Origin of the sequence: Alteraurantiacibacter aestuarii (genome assembly GCF_039523595.1) — a bacterium.
Lineage (GTDB): Bacteria > Pseudomonadota > Alphaproteobacteria > Sphingomonadales > Sphingomonadaceae > Alteraurantiacibacter > Alteraurantiacibacter aestuarii.
The window spans coordinates 115,874-132,820 of the sequence record NZ_BAAAFP010000002.1; the positions used below are offsets into that span (position 1 = coordinate 115,874).

Consider the following 16,947-nt stretch of genomic DNA (forward strand, 5'->3'; position numbering starts at 1 on the left):
AGATTTCAAATCCCAGAAGGAAAACTCAAATCTGTGCGCTTGCTACAGCCCTTTCAGATACTCTTGCACGGCTAAAGGATACTCATCGCCATCCAGCCCTTTGCCTTGTAAGTACTCAGCAAGAAAGTACTCTTGGAATGCTCGATGCGAGAAGCGCATCGGTACGCTCATTCGGTAACGTACTGCGACTGGAACTATAAGACTAGTCGACGCAATTGAATGCAATGAAACTCTTGCGGTATTGAATATACGCTGGGCTATTGAAACCACTTCGCCCGAATCGATGGTTTCGGCGAGTTGGATGCGGCCACTGTCGTCAGTGTCGACCATCAGTCCAGCCGCCTCCGCCATTAGATTTCTGATCGAGTGCAGAAACTCGTCCCTATCGGTAATAGGGACGGGCGTTTCCCGGGCTGCTTTCAAATCTCTGATAAGCTTCTGGTCGGTCCAGAGGGAGATCAATTCTGAGCTGTTCTTGGCAGGGTGCATCCCCTCACCGATTAGGTCTAGGGTCATGCGAAGAAAAAGAGGGTGCCTCAAAAACTCAGCGTCCCATCCTCCCGATTGCCTCTGTCGGACCGCTTCGAGGAAAACCGAGAAATTCTGGTTTTCAGGATCTTGAATTGATACCTGCTCGACCAGCGCAATAATTTGCTGCCAGCCCCAGGGGGCAAGATGTAGAACCGGGATTCTCTTCGGGACTCCTTTCATTGATAGTTCATTGAAGAGATGATCATAATTCCCGAAAGACGCATTGAAATGCTCAGACCGGGTACTCAAAAGAATCCTGCATCTTAGTTCAGCTAAGGCACTAGCGAATCTTGTTATTTCAGACGGGCCGGCGAGGGATCGGTTCTCATCCAAACCATCAATTATGAGCGTCGCAGAGCTATCATTTGCTGAAAGTTCCTTGCGAAGCATCGCAGAGGCAAGTCGCTCAAAAATGCCTTTCTCATCTTCGTCAAAATCTGCGAAAATTGAGAGAGCCTTCAAAATATCTTGCATCAAGACGTGTGTGCCGACTCCACCCTTTTCGGGCTCAATGTCTGCAGCAGGAACGTAGATTACTCGGCTTGGAGCATGCCTGGCGATATTGAGGCACGAAGTGGATTTCCCGCTTCCAAAAAGCCCGGTCAACACGGCCCACCGGTCACCTCCTCTATCTAGCATGCCAGCGAGATCGGATTCTGTTGATGTTTCATCCACATCGACAATTCTGGCTCGTGACCCTCGGATCAGGTGCAATGAAGACAGCTGTATTGGAACTTTCGAAACTATGTCAGCAGGCTGGCTAAAATTCATGCCCGCTTGCCTGATCATAAAGTCAGCTTGCTGACTAATTCGCTCTTCAATCATCTTCCAAAGAGCGTCCTGCAGAGCAGAGAATAACTTATGCCTATCCCACTGAAGCGCTCGGTCGGCACGGCCGCTTGCCACTAGGTCGGCTAGAAGCTGATCAATCTTTTCTGCTACGTCACGGTTACGCCCATCCTGATTATGGACCAAAACATATGTTTTGGTCTCAAGGCCAGAATCTCGAAACTTCTTGATCGACTTAGCGATTGGATCAAACTGATCATCAGCCAATCCCTCGACCTTGAAAAACCCTTTGCACTGGACTGCGCATTCGATCTCATCGTCGCTAGTCAAGCTGAGAAGATCAACGCCGCTGCGATCATACGCCTTCATCGCTGGCACCTGGACCAGACTAGGCCATATCGCTCTCATTAGGGGCAGTACTGCCCTTTCAAAGTCTCGATCTGTGGCGGCATGGATCCTACCGTTTAGATCCTTCCAAGGTTTCGTACTCATCATCCCAGCCATGCTGTCGATGATAGAGGCCAGCCGATACAAAGCTAGTCGAAAGAGCCTCTAACGAGCGCTATTGCATCGTTGGCTGAATGTCGGCTTGGAACTCAAGGAGCCTAAAAGCAGTCAGTCCGCAAACGGCCCAATTCCTGTCGTTTAGCGCAAGATCCCTTGCGGCAGCGAATGACTTTGGCGAACCTAATCGGCGCTAATCGGGATTCTTAAGCTCCTGGCATGTCACCCTGCCAGCAATGGATGCGATGCCACGCAAGGCGCGATCTGTGGTCGTCCGTCAGTACCAGCGGTGGAACGCTGCCGACGCTCATTTCTCTCGCCGCTTTGTCGTCGAGCAACGGCGAGGGTACTGCACGCCCATGATCATCGAAGGTCACGAGTCCACTGTCGAACGCCGCATCCCAAAGCGATGAGAGCAAGAAGCCGTTATAGACATTCAATCGTTCCTGGTCGCTGTCGCACTTGGCCCAGCCGATGATATGCGATGCGCGCAGCAATTCCGGATTGGATATCCCTGTCAGCGGACACGTGCCATTCCAATAGTTCATCAAGGCATCACGAAAACGGGCCTGCCCGATGCGAACTTTCTGCATCTGCTCGGCTTCGGTGTTTCCGAGATGCGCGGTCTCACGAACGAAATCTTCGAAGGGCAGCGTCGGAAGACTGATAGACAAGCGGTAGACTTCACCCACCGCGGCGAAAAGTGCTTCCCGCCTCTCAAATGCAAAGGCTGCCACGTGGCCCTTGGCACAAGGGCTGGCCACTTCTGCCATCAATTCCCGCGCAGCGCCTGGATGAGAGATTGAGAGGAAGAATGGACCGGACATACCCGCAGGAGTGGCCGCAAGTGCTATTTCGCCAGGAGCCGAAGCAGAACGAAAGAACAGCCAGCCGGCCGACTGTTCCGGGCCGACCCGATAACCGTGTTCGTTAGCTGCATCGCGTAGCTCTGATTGGAGTAGGAATGGATATTCCGAGAGGCGGTTCTTCGCGTCGATCATTCTGCTTCAACCGGCTGATCGGCCCACATCGCAAAACAGCGCATAGCAGCCGCAACTTCATCAGCGGAACTCGCATCGCTAACATCAATACCAAAATCTTCCAGCGCATCACGGGCGCCGTTGAACCAAGCGCGGAGGTAGGGGCGCAAGGCTGTCATGCTGGTATCCAGATCGGCCGCAATGATTCTTACGAGCTCCATGAAATTGCGTTGCCCCGCCTCCATATGGAAACCGGCAAGCTGCACGTTATCCGAGAAGGTTTCCGGATCGAACTTGGTCACCGATATCCCTCCGTCCGTGGCCGCATGCCGCCGGCCACCAGCGTATCATCATAGGTGGCGAGGACGATGCGTTGGGTGCGGTATTCGCCGTGTCTGGCGATTTCGTTCCTCTGGAAGTCGCGGAAAGTTTCGCTTGGGCAGTCTTCGCCCATCACGTCCTTGAGATCGAGCTCAGCGCAACGGGGGGCGCGGGAGTCCTCGGCGCAGCCAAACGTAGTCCCCTCATGCCCATGGTCGCGCGCGAAGAGAGGTATCGAACGCGACGCCGTCGTACTCATTCCATATTCTCAAAAAAGCGTAACGCCTCGTCTCTTTCTCGAAAGCGGCCCCAAACATTTTCGGATTTCTCTTTCCAAATCGGAAACGTGCCGAAGACATATTCGACTTCAGATCGAGCAAAACCAAACGCAGTGAAATACACTGCGTCAATCCACGCCCTCAGCATTAACCTCTCCTCGGGGTTAGTCGTGCTTAGATGAGTGCGGTCAAGATCTTTGGCGAAGAAAATCACGCTATCCGATGTGTTCGTCAATGCCACCACCGCATCTATAAGACTATCATGGTGTTGAGCGACCGCCTCTGGAGGGACCACAAACGATTGCAAAAGCAGCGATTTAGTGAAGTTTGCGCCATAAAATTTTTGTCTGATTAGGTAATCAAATGGCGTTGAATTGAACATGGACAAAAATAGTGCAGACTGTCGTGGGTCGCCCTTACTTATCACGATATTTGGGGCCTTGTAGTTAAAAGCCGCTGGGCCAACAACACATCCAACCGCTGTGCGGAAATTGCTGATAACGTTTGTCGTATCGCGGAAAGCGATATTCCAGTTATCACGCAAACCCCTAGCGGCCAGGTTGGCTTCTTGGAAAGCTCCACGCACCCAATAACGCGGCAAAATCTCGAAGTCCCGCTGCCCTTTTACCTCGAGGGTTGGTGTGATCGTTGCCGCCTTAATTCCAAACCGCTTTTCAGGAGGGATGCCGTCAAAGGTTGCAAATCGGTGGTCAAATTGATGAATTAGTTTGCCCTCGTAAACTGGAGCAAAAACTTCTTCCCCCAAAGCAAACCAAGAGCCTACGAGCTTATAACCCGCGCCTTGCAACTCCTCTAAGTCGCGCAGCTCGGCAGCATCGGAAGTCATATGCAGTCCGCTTGTGTAATGAGCATGCCACGGTGATACTCCGAGCGTGGGAAATGCAGTTGCGACACGGGTCAGAATGCGCAAATCTTCAGAACTCTCGCATTGCGGCAAAGTCCCCGTATCTGGATTAAGTTGCCGAGGTATCTCCCTGTTGATTTTGATTATCACGCCTTCTTGAACTAGGTTTCGGGAGTGAGTCAGTCCAACTGCAAGCTTTAACACCGTTTCAGTGACAGCTCCCGTGAATGTCGCCAGAGAATAGCGCTCATGATAACCTACTGTAGGAAATAGCATCTCCCAGTTCTTGAAGTCGAATACCGATTCCAATCGTCCACTAGTAATGAGATAATCGGTGAAACCCTTCCAAGTGGAGCCAGTGAACATCATAGACTTCACTATAAGCCCGCTTTTCCCGGTCGCACTTAATAAACTTAGCGATAGTTCGGCGAAAAGGGGATAGAGGTTCAATTCGCCCACAGCGGATAATTTGAACCGGTTCGAGCTACGCAAGAACTTGCCGAAAGCTGAAACAAGCCGCTGCTCTTTGCCCCAAATCTTTGCAAGTTCTGGAGATTTTTCGAAGGCGGCAGAAATCAGTCGTTTACGCTTCGATGCATTGGCTTCTTCGGCGATTTCTGAGTACGCGGCAAAAAATTCGCGCTCAAGGATCGTAAATTTTTCCCACGGTGGGTTACCCAGAACAACGTCGAAGCCACCCTTTCCGATCAGCACATCGGGAAAGGCGAGCGGCCAATGGAAAGCGCGGGCGAATTCGGCGGCATCCACGCTGGCGGCTTCCAACGGGCCATAAATCTGCCCGCCGCCCAGCTTCTTCCAAACGTCTGCGGTGGTTGGCACTTGGCCGCGCTGATAGTTTTCCGGCACCTCCAGCTTGGGGAGTAGGTAGGCGGCAGTATAGAGATCGCAGGCGACCTTGGTAGCATAGCGATCGGGATCGCGCCGCCACGCCTCGAACGCCTCGCGCTTCTTTTCCACTTGGCTCACCGTGTCTTCGCTCATCCGGCGGATCGTGGAAAGGTTCGCGGCCAATTTGCGCGGCGGCATGGCCCCGCCACCGCTATCGAAATCGAAAGCACCCTGGCCTTTCTTTTCGTTCTTGTTCTTTATGTTCCAGTATTTGGCCGCATCTTCGCTGTCGCCCGTCAGCGGTTTGTAGGCATCGTCGGGAATACCCTGCTCCAGTGCCTCAAGGTCGAACACGCCGAGCAGCGCGTCGCCGCAGCGGATATTGGCATCAAGAAAGCCCAGCGGTTGTCCTGGAGAAACACTCTCGATCCACAGCGCCACCTTGGCCAACTCCACCGCCATCGGGTTGCGATCCACCCCGTAGATGCAGCTTGAAACGACATCGCGCAGTGCACGGTGATAATCGGGCGCATCGCTATCGCGAAGCTGGGCCACTCTGGTTGCCATGCGCCGCGCCGCGCCAAGCAGGAAATGCCCCGAGCCACTGGCAGGATCTATCACCCTGAGGGCCAGAATTGCCTCGACGCCGCCTTCCGCCTCAGCCCGATCCAGAACCGGATCCAGCGCGCTATCGAGCAGCGTCTGCACCAGACTGTCAGGGGTATAATAGCTTCCGCTGGTCTTGCGCGTGTTGCCCTTGAGCCCCGAATCCAAGGTAAAGGTGCGCCCCTCATCTTCGCGCATGGGAACGAGTTCCAGCAGGCCTTCATAGACGCTGCCCAGTTCCTCGGTCGCCATATCGCGCCAGTTGATCCGGACCCGGCGCTTGTCATCAATCAGCCAGCCAAGTTTGTAGATTGCAGCCAGCAATGCGCGGTTGGGCAGGCTTGCTTGCCCCAGATCCGGCGTAAGGCCGCGCGAAAACAGACTTCCCAAGGCCGGAAGTCCTAGCAGGCCCTCACCGCGTTCCAGTGCATTGAAGACGATCTTTACGCCTTCCCATGCATCCTGGTGGTGGTCGTGAGCGCCGCGCTGTGCGGACCGATCCCGAAGGTAGGCAAAGCCGTAATTTTCGCCGTAGAGCGCGCGGACAGCACGCGATGCGCCCGGCGCATGCAGCAGGTTTCGGTCTTCTGCGACTGCGAGAAAGATCAACCGATAGACGGTCCGCAGCAGCTGTTCGAAGTAGCCGGACATCGACAATGCGCCTTCGTCGAGTTTCTGACGCAGGGCAGGGTTGGCATCGAGAAAACCCTGACCAAGGGAGAGCAGGGCGTCTTCAACATTGCCGCGCAGCCGGTCACGCGCAGCGGTTCCGGCACGCATTCCCGCCTCACGCCAACGCTCCAAAGCACAGTCACTGGCGGGCGCACCTTCAGCCCCGAATCGGCTGTTGTGAATAAGCAACCAGAGCGCGGTGAAGTCGGCGAACATTTCGTCGCGGAAGATCGCTCCCAGATCTGCCTCGATGTAGGCAGGCCGTGTGAAACTGGCATTGTCGCGCATGAGGCGGACGCGGTCTCCGGCAAAGACGAGGCCCCAGTAGAAATCCGGGTTGGCGTTCAGCCAGTCCTGCAGAAGGACCGCCGGAGAACGGCGCGCTATGCGGCCATCGGGCCCATCGCCGAATTCCGGCTGAGCCCGTGTGAAGCCATCGGCAAGCTTGCCGTCTTCGCCTGTCGCTGGTGCTGCGACAACGATCGGGACCTTCCCAGCTTTGGCTTCCCACGCGATACGGAAACGTCGGCCTTCCCGATCATGCGTGACTGGGCCGGCGAGCGAGAATCCGAAGGCTTCTTCGAGCAGCACTCGCACGAAGCCAGCCGTCTGGGTGACCGTAGGCTCGTCGATTGTACTGAAAGATTGCCAGTGCGCCTGGCCGATCCGAAAATAGCGCGTGATCTCGTCCCGCAGCGATGTCCCCTTGGGACACCCATACTCGGCGGCAGTTTTCTGATCAGGTGTGGCAGAAGCGATGGCTGTGATCTGCTCCGGCGAGATAAGCCCGCCTTCGATCGTGATCGCGGCAAAGCCAAGATCGGCTGCCCGTTTGCCCGGCCTGCTCATCAATTCGCCTCCGGCAGAAGGACATAGAGACCAATTATGTCGGCAGGCAGAACCGGCGTGACCTTTACGGTTGCGCCGCCACCCGCCGCCTCGGTCAATCGAAGGTGATCGTCGGACAGCGTCGCAGCTCTTTCCACTGCAAGCTTGCGGATTGCCTGCTGATAGGTTTCCAACCTCCCCAGAGCGTTTTCGATCTGCCGCGTTCTGGCTGCCGGGTCGATATCGCTGCTGGCCTGCGCCTCGAGCAGCTCAAGCGCTTCAACGCCCTCAGCTGTGGCCTCATTGCTAATGCCAGTGAACGCGATTCCCACCGCTTCCTCTGCCAAAAGCAGGCGGTTCGTGCGGCCACTTGTTACCAGCTGAAAACGCAGCCGCAGTAGCAAGAGCGTGGTCATTTGGCTGACATCAGGTGTGCGCCAGACGCCCGCACGTCCTAGCGGATTGCCTTCTGCGCCGATCGGATCGAGCGCGCCTTCGGCCAATGTTTCGGCAAGAACGGCCACTATCGGATGAACTCTGCCGACATGTGTGACATTCGGTCTGAGGTCATCAGCAAAACTTATCTTCCTGGTGCCCTTCAGCCCGCGAACGGACAGCTGATCCCGCATTGTTTCGGGCAGCGAATCCAGATGCGCCAGCGTGAAATCTCCTTTGCGTTCCAGCGGAGCCTGCACTCTTCTCAGCGCCCGATCAGTGAATCGCGCGACCTCTTCCGGCCCGCCGTTCAGTGCCCGCATCCTGCGCCATTCGGGGATCACTTCGTCGGGCTTGAGCGCACCCTGAGCATAACGAGCTCGGCTGGCCTTGGCGCCCTCCGCCGTGTCGCGCCACGCCATCTCGAAGCGCTCAGCCGATGTATCGAAGTCAAAGACGTACTGGGTTCGCGAGCCATCATTGCGCAGCAGCACAGCCTGCATGAGCGCAGAAGTCACACTATCCTGGTCCTCAGGCATCGGCACATTGACGCCGGTTGCCTTCTCGATCTCCTTGGCCTTGCGGATGATTACATTGAGGACCGCGCCATCGATTGCGCTGTTCTCTCCATACATCATGACTGAGCGGACAATTTCCGCTTGTTGACCGAACCGGTCAACCCGACCTTCGCGCTGTTGGTGACGCGTCGGGTTCCAGCTCAGATCATAATGGACCACAGTATCGAATGCGCTCTGCAGATTGATCCCTTCTGAAAGGCAATCGGTCGCAACCAGGATGCGCTTGTCATGGGCCTCCAGTGCGGCCACCCGTTCACGCCGCTCGTCGGGGGTCAGAGTCCCGGTCACCACAGCCACTTCGAACTTGGGATATGTCTCGCGCAGAACCTCGCCGAGAGCTTCGGCCGTGGCAATGAATCTGCAAAAGATGACCGGATTTGCGCCCTGCTTCAGCAAGGGCGTAAGTTCTGCCAAAAGAGCGCGGACCTTCGGATCTTCATCGCGCCTTCCATCAAGCCGATGAGCTGTATCGATGAGTCGGCTGAGAACCGTCTGCTCCTCACTCGCCTCGATCGCCGTAGCCGGCTCAATGTCGCCTTCGTCCATCACACCGTCTTCCGCATCGAACACAACCGGTTCAATCGCTGTGGCATCTGAGGTTCCGCTCAACCGATTGGTCAGTGCACTGGCCGCAGCAGCCGGAGATGAGCCCACGCAGCGCATCAGAGCAAGAGTGCCCCAGAAAGCTAGCCGCCGCGTCTTTTTGTCCGCGCCAGCACGTTCGGTCACTTCAAGACAGTAGTCGAGCACGTCCTCCTGAAAGGTTGCGAAGTCCCCTGAAAGGGCATATGGAGCCTCCTTGGTTTCGTGACGAGCGAAGGCACGCTTCTCTTCCCAGCTGTCCTGAATGTCCGGCCTGCGGCGTTGGACGAAGTGCTGCGCCAAGCGCCTGGCATAACGCTCGCGGGCATTGGCATCCCCTGCCTCTGGTCCGCCAGTCAGATCCGCATGGATCAGCCCGAGAAGGCGGTCGTAAGCTGCAACATCACCGCTATGCGGGGTTGCTGTCAGCAAAAGCAGATGGCGGTCCGGATCAGAGGCGAGAGACTGGAGAAGTTCGAAGCGCTGGTGTTTGCCGCGCTCTCCCCCAACGCATGTATGTGCTTCATCGACGATAACGAGCGGAGGGCACGCGCGAGCGAAATCATCGCGGCGGCTATCAGCCTTGATATAGTCTAGGCTGACTACCGTGAATGGATAGGCCTCGAACAGGCTCTGGGAAGTGGGAAGTCCGCGCTCGAGACTGCGCGCTCGCGCTGATGTCACCGCGACCGCATCCACATCAAACTTCTCAGCCAGCTCTGTCACCCATTGGTCGACCAGATGCGGCGGACACAGGACCGCAAAACTATCGACTGTCCCGCGGTCGAGCCATTCTCTCAGGATCAATCCCGCTTCGATCGTCTTTCCGATCCCCACATCATCGGCAATAAGTAGGCGCGCAACCGATTGCTTGAGCGCCACCATCAGGGGGACCAGCTGATAGGCGCGCGGTTCGACCCCGAGGTGCGCAGCGCTTCTGAACGGACCCGCGCCGCGCCTTAGAGAAAGGCGCAGCGCATCAGCTAGAAGTTGAGCCCCTTCCTGGGTGTCGAGCCTCTCCGAAGTTGGCGCAGCGAAACTTGCCGGCGTGATTGGCATTGCTTCAAGTGAGGGCGCAATGACCTGAGCATCCGCGTCCGAGCCGGATAGAGGGCGGATCTTCAGCAAGCCTTCCGAAGGTGAAGGCATGACAATCCACTCGCGGCCCCGCGCCTTCACAAGGTCCCCAGGGGTAAAGGCGAAACTCTCCATCAATCTGCTCCAAGTGCTTTCATGAGCTCGGCCGGTGGCGCATCGCCGGGAGCGGCTGGCAGAATGACCAGATCAAGAATTCCATAGGCGGTCGCCTCTTGGCCGAGCTCTTCGGTCGGTTCGCCCACCACGGCCAGCACATCGCGCGCTGGCCAATAGAAGGGGTAGGTGGCGCCGGCCAATTGCAGGGATTTTGGTTCCGGCAGGCCCCAACGCCTGAGCGCATCGTTCCACGGATCTTCGTTGTCTTCGTTTGAACTGCTCGACGGTTTTGCTCCGGCCAGATCGCAGAAATAGGCGACCACTTCGGCATTGCGGCGATCGATCAATTCATGATCCGGCTGGTTGAAATAGGAAAGAATGCAGCGATAGCAGCCTGCGACACATGCGTCCTCGGCCTCGCTGATCTTGTCCGGTTCATACGGCGCCGCGTAATGCATGAGCTTGAGCGCCCGCTGCGCGACCGCTGACATGTTTTCCGGATTAGAAACCAGCCGGTTCAGTACTCCGGCTCCGCCTTCTGTCGCTTCATAAAGCAGGATTGCATTGCGCAATTCCCGCGTCGGCAGGGGCTCGCCGAGCAGTTCACCCTCTTCAAGTTCGAATTCGATCTGCACGGCGCGAATAAGCGCATGCTGGAACGTCGCCATCTGTCCCTCATCGAAATTCATCAGAGGCCGAAGCAGCAGTGCATTCTTCCGGTCCTCGACAATCGGAACGATCCGCTGCGGGCCCGCTTTGGTCGGATCTCCCATACCGTTATCATCATCGCCGTTCGCCGGATCCTTGAGCCATCGGCCGGTCTGCGGATCTATGAAGAAGCCGAAGATCGATTTCGACTTTCTCCTGCGAAGCCCCTTGTTGATCCGGATCAGCCGCGTTGCCGGCCCATAGTCCAGATGCAGCAGGCCGCCATTCTGAGAGCCGAGCACCACCGATCGCAGCTGGGCCTTTCCGTTATGCATCGGCCATTGGAAGACAGTCTGGATTTCAAAACCCCGCCGCTGCCGGTCCTCGTCATTGGCCGTTATCCGGAGCGAAGGAGAAGTCTCGACATTGTCGATCCGGAAAACCGTCTCGATCCGCTCAACGCCGCCCAGGGAGCTGTTACAAGCATGACAGCGTTCCTGCAGCTCATCGGTATGCGCTGCGCCGCACTCCCCGCACAGAATGAGGATCGACGTCGCCAGCTTGCCGCTGTCCAGCCGTCCTTCTGCCGGAAGCTTTGCCTTGGTCACCCGGTAAGCTCGGCCTTCGTGATAGATAAGGCTGTTGGGCCCGAATTCAGCAATGGCCAAAAACCGGGGCCGCTGGAGAACCGAGCTTCGCGCTGCTGGCACAAAGGCATAAAGCGGCAGTCTCGGAAAATTGTATCCAGGCAGGAAACCCTCGGTCGCAAGGTAACGGTAGGCATAGAAGTCTGAGCCACTGGACGACTGGCCCCGCTCGAGAATCTCCAGCTCACGAGAGGCATTCCTGTAACGACCTGCTGCAGCCGTGCGCTCACCTGGCCTGAGCCCACTCTTTTGCTGAATCTTGTGGGCCCGCTCCTGTTCTTCGCGGGCGCCATTGTGAAGATTGCGCCAGCGGTCAAAGCTCGCGTCAAAGACAGACAGCGCCTCCTCGTCGGTTTCAGCGACAAAGGCATCTACATCCTCAAGCCATGGCGCATCCTTGATATCGATCGAGGTCAGCATCGCTTCAATCAACCGGCGCATGGTCGGGCGCGCGGCATGGGAAGCCGAGATCGCTTCCATGCCTTCGCGAATTTCGAGCGCAATCGGCATACCAGGCTTGGTCATGTCGAGATTCTCAGGAATCGACGGCTGCAGAGGTACCTTGGCCTTGGCCAGCCACTCGGCCTGCAAATGCGACTTGAGCAGATCCTCGTTCGCAAGATCGAGCGCAGGCGGCCTAACCACACCTGCGACCAACGCTGCCCGATCTGCGAAGTAATACTGATCATGGGGGGACATGGCTGCGCAGTAGGTAACCACCAATGCTGCCTGGCCGCTCCTGCCAGCACGGCCCGAGCGCTGCGCATAGTTTGCTGGGGTCGGCGGCACGTTACGGAGAAACACGACGTTGAGCGCGCTGATATCGACGCCCAGTTCCATGGTCGGCGAACAGAACATGGCTGGGAGAAAATCGGTCGATTCCCCCTGGTCGATCATGCGTTCACGATCTTCCTGGATGAGCTCCTGATCCGCCTTCTCGTAGCGGAAACGCTCTTCGCGCCATTCACGAACCTCCTGGTCAACCTGCGCAGTATGTTCGCGTGCCTCAAAGGCATGCGGAAGAGGTCCGCTTTCTGCGAGCATTTGACTCACCTGCAGATAGAGCGCGCGGAAGAAGCGATTTTCGCGCTTTCCGTCATCGCGTTGCTCCGCGGGAAAGAGTCTCAGCGCTGTCGGAGACACGCGCCAAGCTGGCGCATCGAAACCAGAATTGATGCGTCTGACGAACTGGTGCGCCTCCGCTGCTTTGATCAGCGTTTGGATCACCTCATCGTAATCCTTGGGCGGAAGCTGTTCTCCCCAGATTGACTTGTCGCGCAGCGCCTTGGCCAGTTTGGTTCGGCTGCCAGCACGCAGGATCAGGTCTGCCTCAGCCGCCCGCACCTTGGCCTGGCGCGGCGGATCAATCATCAACATGCCGCTTTCGCGCAGGCCTTCCTCTTCTTCTCTGTCGATGGCCCAGGGGAGCTTGAGATGACTGCGCGAGGATTCCGCCGTCTGCCGGACCCGCATACGGTCGAGCGCATCAGTAGAGACGGCCAGGCCCTGTCGCATCTGATTGAAGAGGATCTCGAAAAGCTTCTTCCGCTGTTCGGCGCTCAGTCCAGCGAGCAGGGCATTCTCGGCAAACTCTTCATCATCACCCGCCAAGTCATCCAGTCCCGGGAACGCAGCGCTGATGAGACCCACTTCTTCAAGATTCGGATTGGTATACCGCCATCCTCGCCGGAGATCCGCCCACAGGCGGTGAGCGAGAATTTCGGAGAGCGTCTCCTCAGCCTGCTGGCGGTTCGCATAACCCTTGACGTTCGGGTCGAGCATCCAATCGCCTAGACGGCCCGGTTCCTCGAGATCAAAGCCAAGCGCTTCCCGCACCGCTTCGCCAAACTTGGCAGGCGCCAGCCCTTTGGGTCCGGCATCGCGAACCGCCCGAAGAACAGCCCCGCGCAGCAGCGTAACAAATATGAAGTCATTGAAGTGACCGGCCTGAAGCGCCGCATCCTGCCTGTTATCGGTAAAGCCGAGCAATTTGCGTGTGTATTCATCGAGCGATCCGTCTCGTTCCATCCATGCCAGCACAGTTGAAACAATCAGGGTGGTCGCAGAACTTCGCCCCTCGGCTGAAAGACCGGCAAGCTTGTTGATCTCACGGGCCTGCTGCGAGGGCTGATGTCCGCAATGCGCGCAAAAGCGATACTTGCCCCTGAAGAACCAGCCAAGGACACCCTCGTCATCGAAAGAGCCATCACTCGTTAGCCTTAGAGGAATACCTTCGTGCTTCCCCCTGTGGGTAGATTTCAATCGCTCCTGCCCTGATGCACTCAGCTCCTGCCAGTCATCGGGATAGTCGGTCACCTCTCCGGAGAAATGAAAGTCCGCGTTGACCGCGGGGACCAGATACCCCGTTTCTGCACCGTCGAGCTCGACATCATCGCCAACGGGCTCATCAATCGAGCGAGCCAGGACCATGCGCTGGCCGTCCTCGTGGGTGAGAGTGACGCTCAGGTGTTCCTGTCCGCATTCCCGGCAAAAGAAGACCGGATAGAGACGCGCCGTCCCATCATCGGGGTGGAATTTCTGACCTTCGAGACAGACCCTTCGATCCTTGGCAGTTTCCAAGGTCACATAGGCCTGCCCCGCGCCAGAAATGAAGCGGTGCAGCTTGAAGGCCAGAAATGCACGGGCGCCCGATCCACCGCGCTCGATTTCAGGGCGCCCCATCATCGCGAGCATATTGGCAATGGCGGTTTCGCATAGATCGAGAGCGAGCCCCGTTTGCTCGGCAATCTTGGCGGAAGCGTCCGGCAGGGTCATCGGTATGCGGCGCCTGAGCTTTTCTCCCTCTTCTAGGCCAACTTCGGTCTCTATCCAGCATGCAAGCGGATGCTGCTTCAGCTCTTCGTCGGTCAAATCGGCCGGGAGCGGCGCCAGAACCGCGTCATTCAGCTTCTGACCCAGATTGGTAGCCTTCATAGCCGTTGAGGTTGCTCGTTCTAGCAGTTCGTCGATCACATTGGCCGGTGCGATCGGCTGGCCGAACAGCTTCGTGGCTACCTCCGCGACAGCTTCGGCCCTCTTCTGATCGTCGGAGGAACTCGACATCGTTGCCGATGTCCCGATGCAGATCATCTCTGATGACGGGCTTAGACGCTCCTTCACCCTGCGAACCAGCATGGCGACGTCGGCCCCCTGCCTGCCGCGATAGGTATGCAGCTCGTCAAGGACGAGAAATTCGAGCCCCTGGGCATTTCCGATCACCGACTGGTCAAGCTGGCCCTGGCGGGTCATCAAGAGCTCAAGCATCATGAAGTTGGTAAGCAGAATGTCGGGCTTGCTCTGCGCAATCGCCTCGCGTTCTTCCGCAGTTTCCTGGCCCGTATAGCGAGCGACTGTCGGCTTGAGCTCGTCCTCGACATTTGCTTCAGCGACAAACTTGCGGATTTCCGAGAGCTGACTGTTTGCCAGCGCATTCATCGGATAGATGATGATTGCCCTTGTCCTCGGAGCCTCGCCAGCACGCTTCGCCCGAACAATTGCGTCAACGATCGGGACAAAGAAACAGAGCGACTTGCCCGAACCGGTGCCGGTTGTGACGACAAAGCTCTCGCGGTTTCTGGCCTTTACGACCGAGCGTTCCTGATGACGATGAAGCCGGATTGGCGTGCGCTCGCTTCCGAAGGCGAAGATATCCTGGAGCGCGGGGTCGACAACGCCCTCCACCGACAGCTCGGACATAGTCTTGCCTTGTTCAAACCGCGGATTGATGGTGATGAGAGGATCCGGCCAGAACTTGCCCTGCTCGTAAAGCGCCGCGATCTGATCGCTGATCTCGGGCGCTCTTATAGATGAGAATGATCGGGCAAAGGCAGCATATTGATCAACGAGTGAGCGATCCAGATCAAATACGTTCATTGTTCACCCGGCCCCACTTTCCCGACAACGTCGTTGGCTAAAGACTACAAATCCGAAGGCTTGTCGAGCCTGCCGGATACTAAAGAATCACGAAAATCATTGATCAAAAACCATTAAATATAGCCAGCGATCTCCGAAGCGTGGCCTGGATGAACTAGGATAGGGTAGGGAAATTACTGCGACGGAAGGGATACACCTCCCCCGAATGGCAAGAGAGGATGCTTCATTTTTCATGTGTCAGTAGACTGAAGCTGATCACATTCATGCAAAAGGCTAAGCGCTGTCTCAAGACGATCCGGCGTAGCATTTGGTGAAGTTCCTTGTCCGATGCCTTGAGCAAGGCGCCAGCCGCCCTCGTCAATAAACAGCCTCAAGCGCAGGATCATTTTCCCGTTCCCTCTCGCATCTTGAAGGCCGCGGCCAACACTCCAATAGGTGTGCTGTGCAAAGATCCAGCCTTCTAGCAGTCGGGAAATGAATGCGGCCGGCAGCAGATCAGCCCAAGCTTTCCACTCGCGCGCCGCTTTCACTAGCGGAAGCCGGTCTGGCCTCTCGAATGGTTGAGGTTCGTCTGGCGCCTCAGCAATGCAAAAGCGCAGTGCGCTGATGAGGGCTGTAGCGAGACCTTCCCCATTGCCGAAGCAGGCCGAGATTCGGTCGAGATGTTCGATCGGATCACTTCCAGGTTCGAATTGCTCAATCCAGGCGAGCGCATCATGTTGTCCAGAATAGCCACCGGCCTCATCGAGAAACCTCAATGCCAATTGGCGGGTAGTAAGCGGAGCTTCCTGAAGTTCGCCTTGGCACCAATAGAGGAGTCCCTCGAGTGCCAGGCGAAGAACCTGTCGCACCTGCATCCGGCGCCACCGCGCGGCGAATGGCAGCAAGTCTTCAGGAAACCCTATTCCATCGGGATTGGCCATTAAGCGGCGGACATCGTTTGTGTCATTCACTCCATCGGTATCATGGAGAGCTGCATATCGAACAAGCTCGAGACCCTTGCTCCGCACAGATCTTCCTTCGCCCGCATTGATCCTGCGCCAAGCCGCTGTTCTCCCTTGCTCGGTGAGCTGATCCATTTGCCATAGTTCACCCCACCGCTTCACATCCTCGAGCTCGACAGTGACTTTCCCAAACACATTGAATGCAGGGTGATCCAGCTCTGCTGCCATGCATTCTTCGAATGCATCTAGCGCTTCCTCAAGCGCAGGATCTCCCTCGGGATTTGTCTTATATGCGCCGGGTTCCGTGATCGGATTTCCTTCAAGAGAGCTCAGGTCGGCGATCCACCGCATGTTTCTCAAACCCGGCCCATAATTCACAGCGGCAATGAGGCCTGTCGAGTAGCGCCTGGTATCGCGAAATTTCTCCCAGGCCTTGCCTGAGAAGGTGTAGCTCTCTGTCTGGACGAGGAATGCCAACGCCGAACTGCCCGGCAAGTCTGTTTCTCGGTCAACTGCGAACTGTGACCAAGCATAAATTGTCTCGATACGATCGACGAAGTCGCGCATATCCTTGACCGAGACCCGCTTATGTTTGCGGACCAACTGGTTGCAGCGCCGCCAGGCCCAACTCATCAGCAAGTAGGGACGAACATGCCGCGCCACATTATTCAGGCCCGGCAACACCTGATCCATCATGTCAAAGTTAATCTGGCGCAATCCTAATGGATCAACGCCGCCGATTTGGACATCGCACTCATCGACGACCTGCGCCTCAGGTGCCTTGCTCGCATTGTCGATGACTTCTTCAAGCGTGCTCGCCATG

The 16,947-nt window shown here is 56.8% G+C and carries 8 protein-coding genes; all 8 read right to left on the minus strand.

Annotated features, from left to right (window positions below; translation table 11 throughout):
• Positions 1-42: 42 nt before the first annotated feature.
• Positions 43-1,689, minus strand: coding sequence for an NACHT domain-containing protein (locus tag ABDZ98_RS04220; RefSeq protein WP_160589195.1), 1,647 nt, complete (start codon positions 1,687-1,689; stop codon positions 43-45).
• A gap of 341 nt (positions 1,690-2,030) precedes the next feature.
• Positions 2,031-2,825, minus strand: coding sequence for an HNH endonuclease (locus ABDZ98_RS04225; RefSeq protein ID WP_160589196.1), 795 nt, complete (start codon positions 2,823-2,825; stop codon positions 2,031-2,033).
• On the minus strand, positions 2,822-3,106 hold the full coding sequence (locus ABDZ98_RS04230) for a hypothetical protein (protein ID WP_160589197.1): 285 nt from the start codon (positions 3,104-3,106) through the stop codon (positions 2,822-2,824). The genes ABDZ98_RS04225 and ABDZ98_RS04230 overlap by 4 nt, the downstream gene beginning before the upstream one ends.
• Positions 3,103-3,384 (minus strand): hypothetical protein, encoded by a 282-nt coding sequence (locus ABDZ98_RS04235; RefSeq protein ID WP_160589198.1) that lies wholly within the window; start codon positions 3,382-3,384, stop codon positions 3,103-3,105. The genes ABDZ98_RS04230 and ABDZ98_RS04235 overlap by 4 nt, the downstream gene beginning before the upstream one ends.
• Entirely contained in the window at positions 3,381-7,244 is a 3,864-nt protein-coding gene (locus tag ABDZ98_RS04240; protein WP_160589199.1) for an Eco57I restriction-modification methylase domain-containing protein, read from the minus strand. The genes ABDZ98_RS04235 and ABDZ98_RS04240 overlap by 4 nt, the downstream gene beginning before the upstream one ends.
• Complete coding sequence (locus ABDZ98_RS04245; RefSeq protein ID WP_202385876.1) at positions 7,244-10,030, minus strand: DEAD/DEAH box helicase; 2,787 nt, start codon at positions 10,028-10,030, stop codon at positions 7,244-7,246. Before ABDZ98_RS04245 ends, ABDZ98_RS04240 begins: the two co-directional genes overlap by 1 nt.
• Entirely contained in the window at positions 10,030-15,180 is a 5,151-nt protein-coding gene (locus tag ABDZ98_RS04250) for a DEAD/DEAH box helicase (protein ID WP_160589200.1), read from the minus strand. Before ABDZ98_RS04250 ends, ABDZ98_RS04245 begins: the two co-directional genes overlap by 1 nt.
• A 230-nt stretch (positions 15,181-15,410) precedes the next feature.
• The gene (locus tag ABDZ98_RS04255) at positions 15,411-16,946 is read right to left on the minus strand and encodes a septum formation inhibitor-activating ATPase (protein WP_160589201.1); all 1,536 of its coding nucleotides are present in this window, start codon (positions 16,944-16,946) and stop codon (positions 15,411-15,413) included.
• Position 16,947 lies beyond the last annotated feature (1 nt).